General features: G+C 64.2%; 13 protein-coding genes and 1 pseudogene. 10 read left to right on the top strand and 4 right to left on the bottom strand.

Annotated features, from left to right (window positions below):
* Positions 1-54: 54 nt before the first annotated feature.
* Positions 55-960, bottom strand: coding sequence for a LysR family transcriptional regulator (locus tag ACK1VC_RS08200; RefSeq protein WP_016485584.1), 906 nt, complete (start codon positions 958-960; stop codon positions 55-57).
* Between the two features lie 123 nt (positions 961-1,083).
* On the opposite strand from ACK1VC_RS08200, the gene lysA reads away from it, so the two are divergent.
* The 5 genes from lysA to ACK1VC_RS08225 all read left to right on the top strand — a co-directional run bounded on the left by lysA (position 1,084) and on the right by ACK1VC_RS08225 (position 7,657).
* Positions 1,084-2,316: a diaminopimelate decarboxylase gene (lysA, locus tag ACK1VC_RS08205; protein WP_096425795.1), complete on the top strand. Its 1,233-nt coding sequence runs from the start codon at positions 1,084-1,086 to the stop codon at positions 2,314-2,316.
* A 249-nt stretch (positions 2,317-2,565) separates the two neighbouring features.
* The gene (locus ACK1VC_RS08210) at positions 2,566-3,066 is read left to right on the top strand and encodes a sigma-70 family RNA polymerase sigma factor (protein ID WP_016485582.1); all 501 of its coding nucleotides are present in this window, start codon (positions 2,566-2,568) and stop codon (positions 3,064-3,066) included.
* 5 nt (positions 3,067-3,071) lie between these two features.
* Positions 3,072-4,007: a FecR domain-containing protein gene (locus ACK1VC_RS08215; protein WP_191087425.1), complete on the top strand. Its 936-nt coding sequence runs from the start codon at positions 3,072-3,074 to the stop codon at positions 4,005-4,007.
* 110 nt (positions 4,008-4,117) lie between these two features.
* Positions 4,118-6,604 (top strand): TonB-dependent siderophore receptor, encoded by a 2,487-nt coding sequence (locus tag ACK1VC_RS08220; protein WP_191087424.1) that lies wholly within the window; start codon positions 4,118-4,120, stop codon positions 6,602-6,604.
* A 609-nt stretch (positions 6,605-7,213) separates the two neighbouring features.
* Positions 7,214-7,657, top strand: coding sequence for an acetyltransferase (locus tag ACK1VC_RS08225; protein ID WP_016485579.1), 444 nt, complete (start codon positions 7,214-7,216; stop codon positions 7,655-7,657).
* Between the two features lie 84 nt (positions 7,658-7,741).
* On the opposite strand, the gene ACK1VC_RS08230 is transcribed toward ACK1VC_RS08225, so the two are convergent.
* Positions 7,742-7,969 carry a DUF3077 domain-containing protein gene (locus ACK1VC_RS08230; protein WP_016485578.1) on the bottom strand — a complete coding sequence of 76 codons (228 nt, stop codon included), beginning with the start codon at positions 7,967-7,969 and terminating at the stop codon, positions 7,742-7,744.
* Between the two features lie 721 nt (positions 7,970-8,690).
* Between ACK1VC_RS08230 and ACK1VC_RS08235 the strand changes: the two genes are divergently transcribed.
* The 5 genes and pseudogenes from ACK1VC_RS08235 (at position 8,691) to ACK1VC_RS08255 (ending at position 14,514) form a co-directional block, all read left to right on the top strand.
* A complete protein-coding gene (locus ACK1VC_RS08235) occupies positions 8,691-9,401 on the top strand; it encodes an AraC family transcriptional regulator (protein WP_145914596.1) in 711 nt (236 codons plus the stop codon).
* Between the two features lie 103 nt (positions 9,402-9,504).
* Positions 9,505-10,919, top strand: a pseudogene (locus ACK1VC_RS08240) (efflux transporter outer membrane subunit).
* Between the two features lie 61 nt (positions 10,920-10,980).
* Complete coding sequence (locus ACK1VC_RS08245) at positions 10,981-12,126, top strand: HlyD family secretion protein (RefSeq protein ID WP_191087423.1); 1,146 nt, start codon at positions 10,981-10,983, stop codon at positions 12,124-12,126.
* Positions 12,116-13,630: a DHA2 family efflux MFS transporter permease subunit gene (locus ACK1VC_RS08250; protein WP_449117938.1), complete on the top strand. Its 1,515-nt coding sequence runs from the start codon at positions 12,116-12,118 to the stop codon at positions 13,628-13,630. Before ACK1VC_RS08245 ends, ACK1VC_RS08250 begins: the two co-directional genes overlap by 11 nt.
* 146 nt (positions 13,631-13,776) lie before the next feature.
* Positions 13,777-14,514 (top strand): GntR family transcriptional regulator, encoded by a 738-nt coding sequence (locus tag ACK1VC_RS08255; protein ID WP_060519057.1) that lies wholly within the window; start codon positions 13,777-13,779, stop codon positions 14,512-14,514.
* A gap of 49 nt (positions 14,515-14,563) precedes the next feature.
* Here ACK1VC_RS08255 and ACK1VC_RS08260 read toward each other — a convergent pair whose 3' ends face one another.
* Both ACK1VC_RS08260 and ACK1VC_RS08265 read right to left on the bottom strand, forming a co-directional pair.
* The gene (locus ACK1VC_RS08260; protein WP_191087421.1) at positions 14,564-17,644 is read right to left on the bottom strand and encodes a MexW/MexI family multidrug efflux RND transporter permease subunit; all 3,081 of its coding nucleotides are present in this window, start codon (positions 17,642-17,644) and stop codon (positions 14,564-14,566) included.
* Positions 17,641-18,738, bottom strand: coding sequence for an efflux RND transporter periplasmic adaptor subunit (locus ACK1VC_RS08265; RefSeq protein ID WP_191087420.1), 1,098 nt, complete (start codon positions 18,736-18,738; stop codon positions 17,641-17,643). Before ACK1VC_RS08265 ends, ACK1VC_RS08260 begins: the two co-directional genes overlap by 4 nt.
* Positions 18,739-18,789: the final 51 nt, after the last annotated feature.

Below are 18,789 nucleotides of genomic sequence, written 5' to 3' on the forward strand. Positions count from 1 at the left end.
TACTGGCCTCATCGCCGGCACAGGCAGCACAAAACCCCTTGGGAGAGTCAGGCGCTAGCGCAATGCTGCCTGCATTGCTTTAGCCTGCACCCGCAGCGCCTCGCAAAACGGCTCCACCGCTGCCGATGCCGGCCGGTGGTCGGGGCGTATCAGCATCACCTGGTACGGCACCGACACCCGCAACCTGCGGATCGGCAACCCGCCCTGTGCCGCCTCCAGCCCGCTCAGCGGGTTGATGATCGCCACCCCTAGGCCTTGCCTGACCATGGCGCACACCGAGGCGGCACTGGTGGTCTCGATCACCGTGCGGCGGTTCACCCCCGCCGCACGAAAGTGCTGGTCCAGGCGCTGGCGGTAGGTGTCCAGGCTGGCCAGGTTGATGAAATCGACCTCGTGAAAATCGCTCAGCTCCAACTCGGCCTTGGCCCGCAACGGGTGATGCTCGGGCAGCACGCACACCATGTTGGCGCTGAACAGCAGTTCGCCATAAGCGCCGCGCGGTATCTGCTCCACCTCGGTCAGGCCAAGGTCATGCTGCTGGGCGACCAGTGACTCCTCCAGCAACGGCGATTCCTGCGCCAGGATGCTCACGCTCACGCCGCGGTGCTGCTGGTGGAAGCGCTGGCAGGCCTTGGGCAGCAAGGTCTGTGAAAACAACGGCAGGCAGGTGATGGCCAGCCGCCCCTGCTCGAAATTGCGGATGGCCTGGGCAAAGCGATCGATCCGCTCCAGCCCGACGTAGGCCCGCTCGACTTCTTCGATCAACAGCAGCGCCTGGGCGGTCGCCACCAGGCGCCCTCCCTCGCGTTCGAACAGGTTCAGGCCAGTCACCTGCTCCAGCCGCGCCAGTTCGCGGCTAACGGTGGGCTGCGAGGTGAACAGCAGGCGCGCCGCACCGGTAACACTGCCGGCGGCCATGATGGCGCGGAACACTTCGATGTGGCGCACGGACAGTTTCACGGCAATACCCGATGAGTAGACGATGGGTATATCAGATATGAATGACTTACGGAAAAATAGCTATTTTTATGAATTCCCGCTTTGGCTCATCCTTGTGGCCTTCCTTATATGAGTTGCGCCACCATGACCGCACCCTTCACCCTCCTGGCCGAGGCGGTTCGCCAGCACGGCTCGCCGCTGTGGGCGTACGACGCTAGCACCATCGCTGAGCGTGTCGAGCAACTGAACGTGTTCGACACCGTGCGTTTCGCCCAGAAAGCCAACCCCAACCTGCACGTACTGCGCCTGATGCGCGCCCACGGCCTGGTGCTGGACGCCGTATCACTGGGCGAGATGGAGCGTGCCTTCGCCGCGGGCGCGAGCGTGCACGGTGACCCTGCGGGCGTGGTGCTGACGTGCGACGCGCTGGACCGGCCAACCCTGGAGCGGGTAGTAGCAGAAAAGATCGAAGTCAACGCCGGCTCCATCGACATGCTGCGCCAACTGGGTGAACGCTCGCCCGGCCACCGCGTGTGGGTCCGCATCAACCCGGGCTTCGGCCATGGCCACAGCCGCAAGACCAACACCGGCGGCGAAAACAGCAAGCACGGCATCTGGCACGAGGAACTGGACGAGGCGCTGGCATGCATCAAGGCCCATGGCCTGCACCTGGTAGGCGTGCACATGCACATTGGTTCCGGGGTGGACTACCAGCACCTGGAACAGGTGGCTCGCTCGATGATCGAGCTGATCGGCCGCCTGGGCGTGGACATCGAGGCGTTCTCCATAGGTGGCGGGCTGTCCACCCCTTACCGCAGCACTGACAAGCCGGTCGACCTGCAGCGCTACGCCCAGACCTGGGCGGTGGCGCGCAAGGAAATCGAAGCCATGCTGGGTCACCCCGTGCGCATGGAGATTGAGCCTGGGCGCTTCCTGGTGGCCGAGTCGGGCTACCTGGTAGCAGAAGTGCGTGCCGTCAAGCAAGTGGGCCGCAATACCTTCGTCATGATCGACGCCGGCTTCAACGACCTGATGCGCCCGGCGATGTACGGCGCCTATCACGGCATGACCCTGCTCGACGCCAACGGCCAGCCGGTGGACCGCCCACGGCAGCCGACTGTTGTGGCCGGGCCATTGTGCGAATCGGGTGACGTGTTCACCCAGGATGACCAGGAACTGACCCCGCAGGACCTGCCCCAGGCACAGGTGGGCGACCTGCTGGTGATCCATGATGCCGGCGCCTACGGTGCATCGATGTCGTCGAACTACAACAGCCGGCCGTTACTGCCGGAGTTTCTGATCGAGGACGGGGCGCTGCGGATGATTCGCCGGCGGCAGACGGTGCAGGAGCTGCTGAGCCTGGAGGCCGGGTTCTAACAACGTTTTCAATGTGTGCGTCCTGCCTTTGTGTGAGCAACTGCCTTGCTCAGGATCCAGAAGCTGGCGCAACCTCTGTGGGAGCGGGCATGCCCGCGAACACCGGCAGAGCCGGTGCCATCCAACGTGTTGCCTGTTTCGCGGGCACGCCCACTCCCACAAGGCTGTGTGCATGCACACGATCCTTGCAATCAGCCCGCCCTACTACGACAATGCGATCAATTCCCATTAATATTGCGGTCTTGACGCATGTCGACGCTCGATCCCCAGGCCCTGCACCAGCTGTACAGCGAAAACAACAGCTGGCTGAAGGGCTGGCTGCGCGCCCGCCTGGGCAACGCCGCCGATGCTTCCGACCTGGCGCACGACACGTTCTTGCGGGTAATGACCGCGCGTAATCCGTTGCCGATCCGCGAGCCGCGCAGCTACCTCAGCGCTATAGCCCGCGCGCTGCTGATCGACAAAGCCCGCCGTCGCTCCATCGAAAAAGCCTACCTCCAAGCCCTGGCCCTGCGCCCGGAGCCGGTTGACGTCTCGCCGGAGGTGCGCTTGTCCATCATAGAAATGCTGGTGGCCGTGGACAGCCTGCTCGACGAACTCGGCGCCAAGACCCGCGCCATTTTCCTTGCCGTTCAACTTGAAGGCCTGACCTACGGTGCTGCGGCTGAGCGTTTCGGCGTGTCGGTTACCACCGTGAAGAACCACCTGATCAAGGCGATGACCCGCTGCCTGCTGGTAGTTGAAGGCTGAACGCGATGGATCTCAAGACACTCGAAGCCGCTGCTACCTGGTATGTGCAGCTCAACGATGGCGCCTGCGACGAGACCCGCACCCAGGCGTGGCGGCAATGGCTGCAGGCCAGCCCGCACCACGCTGCCGCCTGGGCGCGGGTGGAGAAGCTGCAGCAGCAATGGGCCATGGTGCCCGCGCAAGCAGCATTGTCCAGCCTTGGCGCTGCGCAGACGCAGCGCCGCGATGTGCTGAAAGTGCTGGGCCTGCTGGTTGCCATGGGTGGCGGCAGCTGGCTGGCAGCCGAACAGGTGCCCTATCGCGCCTTGCTGGCACAGCAACGCACCGGCACGGGTGAGCGACGCACCCTAGCGCTGGCGGACGGCTCGCAGCTGGAGCTGAACGTGGGTACCGCGCTGGATGTACGCTATGACACGAAGGTGCGGGCGATTCAGCTGTACCAGGGAGAAATACTGGTCAGGCCTGTCAGCGAGGTGCAGCACCGTCCGTTCATCGTGCACACCGAGGACGGCAGTATCCTTGCCCGCAGCACCGAGTTCAGCATCCGCAAACTCGCGCACAAGACGCGCGTCGGGGTACTGCAGGCCAGTGTCGAGGTTCGCCCGCAGCGCCACGTTGAGCGGAGGCTGCAACTGCAAGCCGGGCAGCAGGTGAGTTTTGACCAGAATGACTTCGCCACCCCGCACGCCCTGCCCGTTGACTCGACTGCCTGGCGGCATGGCATGTTGAGTGTGAACGACTGGCGCCTGGGCGACTTCCTCGAAGAGCTGGGGCGTTATCGGCCAGGGGTGTTGCGCTGCGCCTCGTCGATCCAGGCCATGAGCATATCCGGCGCATTCCGCATCGACGACACCGATATCGCCTTGGCCAACCTGCCAAAAACACTGCCCGTGAAGCTGCGCTACCTCAGCCGCTATTGGGTGAGTGTGGAACCCGCCTGAGCAATTGCGAAAAAACTTTCGCCGCAATCTTGCTGATTTCGATTCTCGTCCGTCCCTGACACAAGCCGCGACGACAGCGACTTTCTGCCATGACTCGGAAGGATCACGAAATGCCTCACCTGCACCCTACCCCTGCAACCAAGCTGAGCCAGGCCGTACGCCTGGTGCTGTTCGGCATGTCCCTGGCCAGCGCGCCGGGCCTGCTGCTGATGCCTGCCCAGGCCATGGCCCAAAGCCAGACCGCCTACCACGTCGCCGCTGGCCCGCTGGGCAATGCCATCACCCAGTTCGGCGTGCAGGCGGGCGTGACCATTTCGTTCGACACCGCACAGACCCGCCACTTGAGCAGCGCCGGCCTGGAAGGCAGCTACAGCATCGAGGAAGGGCTGGTGCGGCTGTTGGCCAATAGCGGCTTGCAGGCACAACGCCAGGGCAATGGCGGCTACGTGCTGATGCCTGCCAACAACGGCGCGGCCATGGAACTGGGCCCACTGAACATCGATGCCAACCGGCTGGACGCCACCAGCGAGGGCACCCAATCGTACACGGCACGTGCAGTAACCATCGGCAAAGGCGTGCACACGCTGAAGGAAACCCCGCAGTCGGTCACCGTGATGACCCGCAAGATGCTCGACGACCAGAACCTCAATACGCTGGAACAGGTGCTGGACAAGACCCCGGGCATCACCGTGTACGACTCGCCCATGGGCGGCAAGTACTTCTACTCCCGTGGTTTCAACCTGGACGGCCAGTACCAGTATGACGGCGTGCCGCTGGACGTGGGCGGCAACTACGTGCAGGCCAACAGCTTTTCCAGCGACATGGTGTTCTACGACCGCGTCGAAATCCTCAAGGGCGCGGCCGGCATGATGAAGGGCTCCGGCTCCTCCGCCGGCGGCGTCAACTTCGTACGCAAGCGTGGCCAGGAAAAGGCCACCACCACCGTCACCCTGTCTGCCGGCAGCTGGGACAACTACCGCGGCCAAGTAGATGTAGGCGGCCCGCTGAACGAGTCGGGCACCGTGCGCGGGCGCGCCGTGGCCTCGCTGCAGGACCGCCAGTACTTCTATGACACGGCCAAGCGCCAGGACCAGATACTGTACGGTGCCATCGACTGGGACGTCACCGCCGACACCACCCTTGGCTTTGGCCTGGCCTACGAGGATGTCGATGCCACACCGTGCTATTCCGGCCTGCCACGCTACGCCAATGGCAGTGACCTGAAGCTGTCGCGCTCCACCTGCCTGGGGGCCAGCTGGAACGACCTGCAAAGCCAGCGTATTACCGGTTTTGCCGACCTCAAGCACCGCTTCAATGATGACTGGACGCTGAACTTCGCCTCGATCTACACCCACAACACCCAGGACATCGAATACGCCTACTCCGAAGGTACGGTGCCGGTCGGCGCCAGCACCGCCAGCATGAACGTGCGCGCCGGCCGCTTCGACTACGACCAGGACGACTACGGCTTCGATAGCTATGTCGATGGCAAGTTCGAGGCGTTCGGCTTGCAGCACGAGCTGATCATCGGCGCCAACGCCAGCCGGCAGAAAACCCATGATTACTTCGCGTTGATGCTGCTGAACGCCAAGCAGGACCCATTCAACCCAACCTCGAACTTCCCACACCCGTCCAAAGGCGATTATCTGGTCAACCCGAGCCGCGGTGGCAGCGTGCCAACCGATTCCACCACCACCCAATATGGCACTTACGCCAACCTGCGGCTGAAGCTGGCAGAGCCGCTGACCCTGGTGCTGGGCGCACGGGTCAGCTGGTACCGCAACAAGAGCGACTCCTATACCCAGCTCTACGATTACTGGGTGAACAACCGCAGCCAGGAAAACGGTCAGGTTACGCCATTTGCCGCCGTGCTGTACGACCTCAACGAGCAGTGGACCGCCTACGCCAGCTACGCCGACATCTTCCAGCCGCAGAGCGACAAGGTGAACGCCGAGCGGCAGTCGCTTCAGCCCAAGACCGGTGCAAACTACGAGATTGGCATCAAGGGCGAACTGCTTGATGGCGCATTGAACACTTCGTTCAACCTGTTCCGTACGGTCGAGAAACACCGTGCGGAAACCGACTACAACGAAGCCTGCCCGTCAGGCGACGGGTATTGCTACACCGACAGCGGCAAGGTCCGTGCCCAGGGTTTCGAGGCCGAGATCAGCGGCTCGCCAATCGAGCGGCTGCAGCTGCTGGCGGGCTACACCTACACCCAGACCAAATACCTGAATACCATCGAAGACAGCGACCCCACCGAGCTGACCTTCACCTCCAGCTTCATCCCGCGGCACATGCTCAAGGTATGGGGTGACTACCAACTGGGCGGTGCACTGGAGCGTTTCACCGTCGGCGCCGGCCTGAACAGCCAGAGCGAAAACTTCCGCACTACCGGCACTACCCGTGTCGAGCAGGCGGGCTACACCGTGTGGAACGGCCGCGTGCAGTATCGCATCGACCCGAACTGGACAGTCGCGCTAAACGGCAACAACCTGTTCGACAAGAAGTACTACGCCACCATCGGTGCGCCGGCGTGGGGCAATTTCTATGGTGAGCCACGCAATTTCATGGTGACCTTGCAAGGCACGTTCTAAGCGATCACGACGCAGTTGTGGGAGATTGTGCAGAGAACAAAGACGGCAGGTAAGCCACTTGTGGGGGCAGGCTTGTTCCGCGAATGGAACAGGCGGTGCCTGGCACCGGCTTTGCCGGTGTTCGCGGGACAAGCCCGCTCCCACAAAGCCCGTGCTGGATCAACGGGCTGGCGGTCGTTCTATGAGGGCGCAAGCACGCTACTTGTGGGAGCGGGCTTGTCCAGGGTACAGACCGGAGACATCGTTGACATTTTCAACCGGGGACATGGTTGCGCTCCTGCATCAGGGCTTCGAACACCACCATCAGGTTGATATCGGCTTTGCGCAGTTCGTTGCGGTTCATTGGGGCTCCCGGCCATGGCCATGACGTGCGGACTCAATTCCAGCATCGATATGGATTGCGGTCGAGTAAAAACCGGAAACCCGACTCAGGCTGCATTGCCCCACACTGCGCAATCCGGGTAACCTTCTGCCATCTTCCCTTCCGGCTTCCCCTGCCGTGCACCGCCCAGGCGTTAAATCGCGAAGCGGTCATTCATGATGCCGACACCTGCATGGCCGCCACCTTTTGGCGCGCCCATCTGCCATCTATACATTCAGGATGACCCTATGATCATTCGCCAAGGCATTGCTGCAGACTTCCCGCAGCTGCTCGACATCTGGCTGCGCGCCGTACGCGCCACACACCACTTTCTGCAACCGTCCGACATCGACGCGCTGTTGCCACAGCTGCAAGACGTGTACTTTCCGGCCGTCGAGCTGTGGGTTGCAGTAGATACCGATGACCAGCCGTTGGGCTTCATCGGTTTCAATGAAAACCACGTGGAAATGCTCTTCGTCGACCCCGAGCGACATGGCCAGGGTATTGGCCGTGCGCTGCTGGATTTTGGCCGCCAGTCGCGTAACGCGATGAGTGTCGATGTCAACGAGCAGAACCCCCAGGCAACAGGGTTCTACGAGCACTACGGCTTCGTCCAGACCGGCCGCTCGCCGCTGGATGGCGAAGGCCGGCCGTTCCCCTTGCTGCATATGAGCTTGCCCACCAAGACATGACTAGAAGGCACACACCGCGATGGACCGGTCCATCGGGCCATGTGTCGCAAAAAGGGCCGCAAAGCGGCCCCCCAGGGCAGCCGTTCAGCGCAAGGTATTTTTGGTCAGTTCGACTTCGTTCATCAATGCCTTGGCCAACGCCGTGAGGTAATCGGCGGCGCCCAGGAATTTGTGGTCGTCCTCCATATCGCCTTCGCGCAGCAGATGCTTGATGTAGCTCAGCAGGATCGAAACTTGCTCATAGGCATCATCGATAGGAATGCCGGGCTGGACCCGCAGCAGATCCTGTGGATCGGGGACGAACTTTTTCATTGTGTAATTCCAGCTTCTAGGGAAGGAACCACCACCTGAATCTTTCTCATGGATTGAAGGCGGCAGCCGTACGCAGGTGTGAGAAAACCGGGCAGAAGCTAGCAAAGGCCCGGCCAGGCGAAAGCCCGCCCACGTACGGCCACCATGAAGGTGCTGCTAGCTTGACTGTCGGGTTCTCATGCCCGGTCGCCGGAGCGACGCGAAAACGTTATCCCTGAGGTACTTCGCCGACAACGGCGATAGTTCAGCAGCGCGCGTAGGATAATTCCTAAGCGGGTTGATTCTGAAGCGTTTGGTTTCATGTTCAGAAATGTCTTACAGGGGATGGCTTTGAGGTGCCTGCCAAAGGATCGGGTCAGGGCCACCAGGTGCTTGCCGCAACATTTTCAGCGCCTACAAGACCGAGCGCCGCCCGCGCGGCGCTTCGCGGGGCAAGCCCGCTCCCACATGTGTTTTGGGGCCAATCATTCCTGTGACAGGTGCGCGCGACCGCCTTGTTTGTCCGACGCGATATCGAGTCATGCGCCAAGGCGTTCGCGCGCAAATCGCACAGGCAGAATTGGCCCCAAAACACATGTGGGAGCGGGCTTGCCCCGGCGAAGCGCCGCGCGGGCGGCGCTCGATCTCGCAGGCGATGAATAATTGCGCCGAACCGCCAACCTTCGCAATCAAGCATCAATAAACCGCCGTATAATCGGATCCAATACCGAGGATGCCCCGCATGCAAGCATTGGAAATGGACTACGGACACGGCGAAGAAGTGGCCAGCCACTGCCACGCCGAAGATCAGCTGATCTACGCCGCCAGCGGCGTCATGCGGGTCAGCAGCGAAGGCGGTAGCTGGGTGATCCCTGGCGGGCATGCGTTGTGGATGCCCGCCGGGGTCAGCCATGCCATCCGCATGGAAGGCGTGGTCTGCATGCGGACCTTGCTGCTCGAAGCACGTATCGAGCGCTGCCAGGTCATCGTGGTAACCGGCCTGCTGCACGAACTGATCCTGGCTGCGTCACGCATGCTCGACCTGCGTGACGGCGAGCACGTGCGGGCGCTGATCCGGCTTGAGTTGGCCACTGCCAGGCGCATCGATGCCTTTGTGCCGTTGCCGCACCAGGCGAAACTGCGCGCCTGGTGCGAGCGCTTCCTGCAGGACCCGGCCCAGGACCTGACGCTGGAACAATGCGGCGCGCAACTGAACATGAGTGCCCGCAGCGTGGCACGGCTGTTCCAGCGTGAGGTGGGCATGTCGTATGGCGAATGGCGCGCCCGTGCCCGGGTGATGCTCAGCCAGCAATGCCTGGCCGATGGCCAACCGATCCTGAACGTGGCGCTGGAGCACGGCTACCAGAGCGCCAGCGCCTTTGCCGCCATGTTCAAGCGCATCCTCGGCTACGCGCCGAGTGATTGGCAAAACAGTACCGCGCGCGGGTACTGAGCTCCAGGTTGTCCCACTTGCGCGCAGGGTTGTCCCGCTTGCGGCAGCGGCGGGCGCCCCACCCTCGTTAACCTCGCATCACCACCCTTGAGCGACATGTGTGATGCCCTTACTGCCTTCATTTCCCTTCCCTGCCCGGTTTGCCGTACTCGCCATACTCGGCGTGCTGGCGGCGTGCACCCGGCAACCCGCACCTGCCGAGCCACCCGCAGCGCTGCTGGCCAACCCGCTGGCGAATGTGCCGGCGGGTGTCAGCCGACAACCATTGCCCCAACAATGGTGGGCGCTGTTCCAGGACCCGCAACTTAACCACTGGGTACAGCAAGCCCTGGCGCACAATCAGGACCTGGCCCAGGCCGAAGCCAATGTGCAGGCCATGCTGGCGGGGATAGGCGAGTTCGATGCCAGGCGCTGGCCGTCAACCTCGATGGACTTTGCCGCCACCTATGGCAAGAGCGCCGATGACCAGACCCTGGCCGAGGCGACCGACAGCCACGCGCCGTCGCAATGGCAATTCAACCCAGGCATCGAGTTGGCCTATCAGGTGGATGTCTGGGGCCAGGTGCGTGCTGCCATCGAGCGCGCCCGGGCCCAGGCCGAAGCCAGCGCTGCGGCGCTGGATCTGGTGCGCCTGCAAGTGGTCGCCCAGACCAGCCGCGCCTACCTCGACCAGTGCATCTACACGGCGCGCCTGGACGAGGCTAAGCAGTCCCTGCAAACCCTCGACCACAGCGTGCAACTGAGCGAACGCCAGCGCCAGGCCGGCGTGGCCACTGCCCTCGACAGCGAGCGCCTGCTGGGCTTACGGGAACAAGTGCGGGCGCAGCTGCCGATGCTCGCAGCCGGGCGGCAGATGGCGCTTTACGAACTTGGCATGCTCAGTGGCCAGGCCTCGCTGGCCGACACCACCACTTGCACAACCATCCCCACGCTGTCGGCGCCGCTACCGGCCGGCGATGGTTGGCATTTGCTCGAACGCCGGCCGGATGTGCGCCAGGCAGAACGGGAGCTGCAGGCTGCCACCCTGGAAACCGACATCGTCCGGGCCGACCTGTATCCGAAGGTCAGCTTCGGCGCTTCGCTGACCTCCTCGGACCATCACCTGGCCAACCTCGGCGACAGCCGCGCGGTGATGTTCGGCATTGGCCCGCTGATCCGTTGGGAGTTTCCGAATATGAAAGCCAACCGCGCGAGGGTCGGCAAAGCCGAGGCGTTGCAGCAGGCGCAGGTTGCCCATTACCACGGTATGGCGCTGAGCGCGCTCAAGGACGTGCGCCAGGCCCTTGCACGCTATGACGGTGAGCGGCAGCGGTTGCAGGCACTGGATGCAGCCCTGGCGCACAGCCAGCGCGGCTATGCCCTGGCCCAGGGCAACTACCGCGCGGCACCTTGGACGGGCTGGCCTTGCTCGACAGCGAGCGAGAACTGATCCGCCTGCGGGCCAGCCACGTAGAAGCCCGAGGGCGGCTGGCGCAGGCACAGGTCAACCTGTTCCGCGCCCTGGGCGGGCGGTGGTAGCTCCAGGTAACAACAAATGGGGCCGCTTAGCGGCCCCAAAAATCAAGCATGGAAACCGTACATGAATGTTGCCGTAGAACAAACCGCACCAGCCGAAACTGAACCGCGGGCCAAAGCCAGATCCCGTCGCCGCCTGGCCTACACCACCAGCGGCAGCCTGGCAGCAATCGCCCTGCTGGCCTTCACCAGCTACTGGCTCACCACCGGCCGCTACCTGGAGACCACCGACGACGCCTACGTCCGCGCCGACTGGGTAGCCCTGAGCCCGCGTGTGGCCGGTTACGTGGCCGAGGTCGCAGTGGCTGACGACCAGCCCGTGAAAGCCGGCGATGTACTGGTGCGCCTGCAAAGCCGCGACTACCGCGCCCGCCTCGACCAGGCACGGGCAGGTGTGGCCGAGGCCCAGGCGGCACTGATCGCCGCCCAGGCCCGCCAGCAGGTGGCCAGCGAGCGTATCAACCAGCAACAACAAGCCATCTTGCAGGCTGAAGCGGCCATGCGCAGTGCCACTGCCGAACAGCGGCGCAGTGACTTGGACATGCAACGCTACCGTGGCCTTGTGCGAGACGAGGCCGCGACCGTGCAGCGCCTGGAAACCGCCAGCGCCCATGCCACCCAGGCACAAGCCGCGCTGCAAGGTGCCCAGGCCGCGCTGCACCAACAACGGTCACAACTGGCCATGGCCAAGGCCCGGTCAGCCCAGGCTGACGCCGAACTGCAACAGCGCGCGGCAGCGCTGACCCGCGCGCAGGCCCGCCAACAGTTGGCCGAGCAGGACGAACAGGACACCGTGATCCGCGCACCGATCACGGGCGTGGTCGGCCAACGCCGCGTACGTGCCGGCCAGTACGTGGTGCCGGGCCAGCCGCTGCTGGCCGTGGTACCCCTGCAGCAGGCCTATGTGGTGGCCAATTTCAAGGAAACCCAGTTGGCCAACATGCGCCCGGGGCAGCCGGTAGAAATCCGCGTCGACAGCTTCGTCAGCCAGCCACTGCGCGGCCATGTGGCCAGCTTTTCGCCAGCGTCCGGCAATGTCTTCGCATTGCTGCCGTCGGACAATGCCACCGGCAACTTCACCAAGATTGTCCAGCGCTTCCCGGTGCGTATTCTGCTGGACACACCGCTGGATGGCCCGCAGGTACTGCCCGGCATGTCCGTGGTGAGCACGGTCGACACGCGCCCCGCAGAGGTCGCCGATGGGCACTGAACCAACGGTCACACTGCGCGCCTGGGTAGCGGTGCTCGGCGGCCTGCTGGGCTGCTTCATGGCCGGCATGAACGTGCATGTCACCAGCGCCGCGCTGCCGGAAATCCGCGGCTCGCTGGGCGCCAGCTTCGAGGAGGGCTCCTGGATTTCCACCGCCTACCTGGTAGCGGAAATCGTGATGATTCCGCTGACGGCCTGGCTGGTGGACGTGTTCTCGCTGCGCCGGGTGATGTGGACCGGCTCGCTCATCTTCCTGATCGCTTCGGTGGCCTGTTCCTGGGCGCCCAACCTGGAGGCGATGATTGCCATCCGGGTGATCCAGGGTGCTGCGGGCGCGGTGCTGATCCCCCTGTCGTTCCAGCTGATCATCACCGAACTGCCGGCCAGCAAGATGGCCATGGGCATGGCCCTGTTCAGCCTGGCCAACAGCGTGGCGCAGGCGGCCGGGCCATCGATTGGTGGCTGGCTGACCGATGCCTATTCGTGGCGCTGGATCTTTTATCTGCAACTGTTCCCCGGCCTTGCGCTGCTGTTCGCCATCGCCTGGTCGATCGAGGCCAAGCCCATGAAGCTTGAGCTGCTACGCAAAGGTGACTGGCTGGGTATCGCCGCCATGGTGATCGGCCTGGGTGGCTTGCAGATCGTGCTGGAAGAAGGCGGCCGGCTGGACGGGTTCGGCTCGCCATTCATCGTCGCCATGAGTGTGGTCGCCGCCATTGCCCTGGTGGTGTTCGTGGTGACCCAGCTGTTCGGCCAGCGCGCCTTCATCAACCTGCGCTTGCTCGGGCGCTACAACTTCGGCGTCGCCAGCGTGGCGATGTTCATCTTTGGCGCCGCCACATTCGGCCTGGTTTTTCTGGTGCCCAACTACCTGTCGCATCTGCAGGGTTTCAGCGCGCACGATGTCGGCGTGGCGCTGATCGCCTATGGCGTGGTGCAGCTGCTGCTGGCGCCGTTGATGCCCCGGCTGATGAGCTGGACCAGCGCCAAGTTCATGGTCGCCAGCGGCTTTCTGATCATGGCCCTGGGCTGCTGGCTGGGGGCTAGCCTGAGCGCCGACAGTGCCGACAACGTGATCATCCCGTCCACGGTGGTGCGCGGTATTGGCCAGCCTTTCATCATGGTGGCGTTGTCGGTGCTGGCGGTGGCCGGGCTGGACAAGCGTGAAGCCGGCTCGGCCTCGGCGGTGTTCTCCATGCTGCGCAACCTGGGGGGAGCCATCGGCACGGCCGGGTTGACGCAACTGGTGGCCACCCGTGAGCGCTTTCACAGCGAGCGCATTCACGAGCAGGTGACAGTGTTCGCGCCTGGCGTGCAAGAGCGCATCAACCAGACAGTACAGAGCTGGTTGCCGCACCAGCAGCAGATGCTGGAGGGGCTGGCCGGGACGATTCGGCGGGAGGCTTACCTGCTGGCTTACAGTGATGCGTTCTACCTGGCGTGCCTGGCGTTGGTCGGGTGTGCAGTAGCGGCATTGCTGTTACGGTCAAAACACCAATTGTGACGCCGACACATCTCCCTGCAGGAGCATGCGTTTAGAGTGCCGCACCCGGCGCGCGGCCCAGCACCGCACGCATTTCGGCGGTGCCGAACATATCCCTGCCGCTGTTACACTGCCAACCGATGAAATTTACGAGACAGACCAGAGGTATGAACCCGACGCGCTACTCCACCGTGGCAAAGGACTTGATGGAAGGCATCGCCAACGGCCGCTACCCGGTGGGCAGCCTGCTGCCGACCGAGTTCGAGCTGTGCGACCTTTACGATGTGAGCCGGCACACGGTGCGCGCCGCGATCAACCAGCTGCTCGACCAGGGGCTGGTGTCGCGGCGCAAGCGCGTAGGCACCCGGGTAGAGGCCAGCAGCCCGCGCGGCGGCTATTCGCAGTCGCTGGCCAGCGTGGCCGACCTGGCCCACCTGGCCGAAACCCAGCAGCGGGAAATCCAGGACGTGCGCCATTTCGTCGCCGACCTGAGCGAGGCGGCGCGGCTGGGGCTGGTACCGGGGGAGCACTACTTTTGCGTGTCCAGCATTCGCGTCGACCGCCTGCACAATGCCGCACCGCTGTGCTGGATCGATGTGTACGCACAGCGCGACTATGCCGAGGTCATCGAGCGGGCCCGCGAGCACCCCGACCAGCTGATTGCAGGGCTGATCGAGCAGCACGTTGGCCGGTCAATCGCGGTGGTCGACCAGCAGGTACGGGCAGTGTTGCTGACGGCAGAGCTGGCCAAAGCACTGAAGGCCGAGGCGGGTTCACCGGGGCTGAAAATCATCCGCCAGTACCGCGAGGAAAACGGTGATTTGATGGCGGTTTCCGAAACCGTGCACCCGGATGACCGCTTCACCCTGGTGACCCAGATGCGCCGGGTTCGCTCACCGTCCTGATCGTGCAACCGGGGCCGCTATGCGGCCCCGATATTCCTGTTCCCTCACTTCACATGCCCAACACCCGATCGGCCTCCAGCAACTGCTGCCCCCGCACCGTGGTCACCCGGTGATCGCGCGCCAGCCAGGCATAGAGGGTCGGCAGCACGAACAAGGTAAACAAGGTGCCCACCAGCATCCCGCACACAATCACCACCCCCAGCCCGAAGCGGCTGTTGGCCCCGGCGCCGCTGGCAAACAGCAGCGGCAGCACGCCAAAGGTCATCGCTGCGGTGGTCATCAGCACCGGCCGCAAACGTATCTGCGCGGCACGGACAATGGCGGCAGCACGGTCGAGGTTGTCGCGCACCTGGATCTCGTTGGCGAACTCCACCATCAGGATACCGTGCTTGCTGATCAACCCGATCAGGGTCACCAGGCCAATCTGCGTGTAGATGTTCAACGTCGCCCAGCCCAGCGCCAGCGGTAGCAGTGCGCCGCAGATCGACAGCGGCACGGTTACCAGGATGATCAGCGGGTCGACCAGGCTTTCGTACTGTGCCGCCAGCACCAGGTAGATCACCACCAACGCAGCGAGAAACGCCCACATCAAGGCAAAGCCTTCCTGCACATACTGGCGCGATTCCGATTGCCAGTCGTGGCTGAAGCCCGGTGGCAACTCGGCGGTGAGCTGTTCGAGAAAGGCCACGGCGTTGCCCATCGACACACCCGGGGCCGGGATTGCCTGCAGGGTACTGGCGTTCTGCTGGTCGAACTGCAACAGGCGGTTGGGCGCCACTTCGAGATCCAGGTGCACCACCGTGGCCAGCGGCACCAGGCTGCCCTCTTCGGCGCGCACATACTGGCGGTTCAGCGCCGCAGGCGTCAGGCGCTGGTCCTGGATACTCTGCGGGATCACATCATAGGAGCGCCCGAACAGGGCAAAGCGGTTGAGGTATTGCTCGCCCACCAGCACCCCCAGCGACTCGCCAATGGCCTGCATGCTGATGCCCAGGCTGGCCGCCTTGGCCCGGTCGACACGCACCTTGACCACCGGGTTGTTGTAGTCGAGGTCGCTGTCCACCACGGCAAACAGGCCGCTGTCGCGGGCGCGTTGCTTGAGCACTTCCATGGTCTGGTACAGCTCGGGGTAATCCTGGGCGCTGCGCAGCACCATCTGCACCGGCAGGCCACCACTGGAGCCCGGCAGCGAAGCGACCTGGAAGGCGAAGATGCTGCTGCCTTCGATATCCGCCACGGCCTGCTGCAGCTGTGCCTGCACCTGTGCCGCGGACCGCTCGCGCGCCTGCCAGGCGCTGAGGTTGATGCCCCCGAAACTGGCGGCCGGGCCGTCGGTGCCGTTGATGATCCAGGTGTCGGTGGTTTCGGCGATGGACTTCATCACCTGGTCGAGCTTCAGCGCAAAGCGTTCCGCATATTCGAGGCTGGCATGCTGCGGCGACTTGATGGCGGTCAGCACCGCGGCCTGATCCTCGGGTGGCGCCAGCTCGCGTTGGGGCAGCAGGTAAAGCCAGGGCAGGCTCAGGCACACCAGCAGCGCCACACCAGCGCTGATCCAGCGATGCGCCAGGGAGTAGGCCAGCACTTGTCCATAGGCCCCGGTCAACGCAGTAAACAACCGATCGGCCATGTTGGCCATCGCGCCATGCTGCTGCCCGGGTTGCAACAGCAACGAGCTCATCACCGGCGACAAGGTCAGCGCCACAATGCCGGACACGATCACCGCCCCCGCCAAGGTCAGGGCGAATTCGCGGAACAGCGTGCCGGTCAGCCCGCCCATCAGCCCGATCGGCGCATACACCGCCGCCAAGGTCAGGGTCATGGCAATGACCGGCCCGGCGATTTCCCGCGCCCCGGCCAATGCCGCAGCAACCGGCGACTTGCCCTCTTCGATATGCCGGTGCACGTTCTCCACCACCACGATGGCATCGTCCACCACCAGACCGATGGCCAGCACCATCGCCAGCAAGGTCAGCAGATTGAGACTGAAGCCGAACATCAGCATCAGGCCCGCGGCACCGAGCATCGACAGCGGAATGGCCACCACCGCGATCAGCACACTGCGCAACGAACCCAGGCACAACCAGATCACCAGCACCACGATCAGCATCGCCTCCACCAGGGTGCGCAACACCTCATGGATCGAAGCATCGATGAAGCGCGCAGTCTCATAGGCCAGCGCCACCTTCACCCCAGGCGGCAGGGTCTGCTGGATTTGCGGCAGCAGCTGGCGAATGCCCTCGACAATCACCAGCGGGTTGCCGGCCGGCGTGGGGAACAGCCCCAGGTGCACGGCAGGCTTGCCATCCATGGTAGCGCTGGTCTGGGTGGCCGCCGCACTGAGCTCGACGGTGCCGACATCGCGCAGGCGCACCAGGTCGGTGCCATCGTTGCGGATGATCAGCTCACGGAAGTCCTCGACCCGGGTCAGGTCGGTGTCCACCTGGATATCGGCCAGCACGTACTGCCCACGCACCTGGCCCGGCGTCGCTTGGTAGTTGTTGGCCCGCACCGCCTGCGCCACGTCCGCTGCCGTCACCCAGCGCCCGGCCATCTGCTCGCTGTCCAGCCACAGGCGCATGGCCAGGCGTTGCCCACCGAACGACTGCACCTTGGCCACGCCGTCGATGCCTGAGAACTGCGGCTCCACCACCCGCGACAGGTAATCGCTCAGCTCCGGGATCGACAGGCTGTCGCTGGAAAAACCCACATAGGCCACGGCGGTGGAGTCGCCTGCCGACAGCTCCACCACCGGGTCGTACGCCTTTTCCGGCAGGCGATAGCGCACCTGGTTGACCTTGGCCATGGTCTCGGCCAGCGCCTGGGTCGAGTCGCGGTTGAGCACCATGCGCAAGGTGATCAGGCTGCGCCCCTGCTGCGACGACGAGGACAGGTAGTCGATGCCCTCGACCGACGACACTGCCTGGGTAATCGGCTGGGTCACGAAGCCCTGCATCAGCTCGGCAGAAGCGCCGGGGTACTCGGTGCTGATGGTAATGGTCGAGCTTGCCAGCAACGGGTACTGACGGATCGGCAACTTGCCCATGGCAAACAGCCCCATCAGGATGATCAGGCTGCTGACCACCAGCGCCAGCACCGGGCGGCGCACGAAGAGATCGGTAAATTTCACCGCTGCCGGCCTCCGAGGTTGGCCTGCAAGCTGTCCTGCGCCACCGGCTCGACCGACATGCCGTCGCTCAGCTTCAACTGGCCAGACACCACCACCCGGTCACCGGGCGCCAGGCCGGAGGTAACCTCCACCCGCCCCTGCCAGCGCTCACCCGTGGTTACCCGCACCCTGCTGACCCGGGTACCATGCGCCGCGTCCTGAGTGGCAACGAATACTGTCTGGCCATAGGCGGCGTAGGTGATCGCGGTTTCCGGCACCGCCAATACAGTCGAAGGCTGCACAGCATCCAGGCGCACGCCAGCGTACATGCCCGGCTGTAACTGCCCGTCCGGGTTCGGCAAGGCTGCCTGCACCTGCACCAGGCGCGCCTTGCTGACCACCGGATCGACCGCCACCACCCGGGCCTGGAAGCCTTGCCCGGGTACGGCGTCCAGCGTCAGTGCCAGCACTTGCCCGACGTGCACTTCGGGGGCGGCCTGCTCGCCCAAGGCAAAATTCACATGCAACTGGCTGATGTCGGCCAGGCTGACGATGGCCTCGCCGGCGCCCAGGTATTGGCCCTGATGCACCCGCCGAATGCCCAGCTTGCCGGTAAACGGTGCGCGAATGGCCTTCTGCGCGATCAGCGCTTCGACATGCTGCAGCTCCCCGCTGGCCACGTCCACGGCGGTGGCGGCGTTGTCCAGCAACTCTTGCGACACGGCATTCATCGCCCGCAGCTTGCGGCTGCGCTGCAGCACCACGTTAGCGTTACGCAATTTCGCCCGCAACTGCACCCGCTGGGCCTGCTCCGGCGCGTCGTTCAACTGCACCAGCAACTGCCCGGCGGTTACCGCCTGCCCCGACTCGAAGGCAATGCGGGTAATGCGCCCCGCCGTCTCGGCCGCTACCTGCACCTGGTTGACCGCCTCCAGCTCCCCCGAAGCAAAGTGCTGCCGCGCCAGTGGCACCTGCTCGGCCGTGGCCAGCGCCACCCTGGTCGCCGGCCACGCCGCCGCGGCGGGTGGCGCCGAACCGCTACCCACTAACGCATAGCAAGCAGCCAGCACACCGGCTACAGCGCCAGCCCAGGCCAGTAACGTCCGTTTGTTCATGCACAGCTCCGATCACAGGGAAAGCGGTTGCGGGGAAGATCGGGCAGGACT

The sequence above is a fragment of the Pseudomonas sp. XP2 genome (genome assembly GCF_053557975.1).

Coding starts and splice junctions, on each gene's coding strand:
- lysA (WP_096425795.1), top strand. CDS start 1,084: ATGACCGCACCCTTCACCCTCCTGGCCGAGGCGGTTCGCCAGCACGGC.
- ACK1VC_RS08210 (WP_016485582.1), top strand. CDS start 2,566: ATGTCGACGCTCGATCCCCAGGCCCTGCACCAGCTGTACAGCGAAAAC.
- ACK1VC_RS08215 (WP_191087425.1), top strand. CDS start 3,072: ATGGATCTCAAGACACTCGAAGCCGCTGCTACCTGGTATGTGCAGCTC.
- ACK1VC_RS08220 (WP_191087424.1), top strand. CDS start 4,118: ATGCCTCACCTGCACCCTACCCCTGCAACCAAGCTGAGCCAGGCCGTA.
- ACK1VC_RS08225 (WP_016485579.1), top strand. CDS start 7,214: ATGATCATTCGCCAAGGCATTGCTGCAGACTTCCCGCAGCTGCTCGAC.
- ACK1VC_RS08230 (WP_016485578.1), bottom strand. CDS start 7,969: ATGAAAAAGTTCGTCCCCGATCCACAGGATCTGCTGCGGGTCCAGCCC.
- ACK1VC_RS08235 (WP_145914596.1), top strand. CDS start 8,691: ATGCAAGCATTGGAAATGGACTACGGACACGGCGAAGAAGTGGCCAGC.
- ACK1VC_RS08245 (WP_191087423.1), top strand. CDS start 10,981: ATGAATGTTGCCGTAGAACAAACCGCACCAGCCGAAACTGAACCGCGG.
- ACK1VC_RS08250 (WP_449117938.1), top strand. CDS start 12,116: ATGGGCACTGAACCAACGGTCACACTGCGCGCCTGGGTAGCGGTGCTC.
- ACK1VC_RS08255 (WP_060519057.1), top strand. CDS start 13,777: ATGAACCCGACGCGCTACTCCACCGTGGCAAAGGACTTGATGGAAGGC.
- ACK1VC_RS08265 (WP_191087420.1), bottom strand. CDS start 18,738: ATGAACAAACGGACGTTACTGGCCTGGGCTGGCGCTGTAGCCGGTGTG.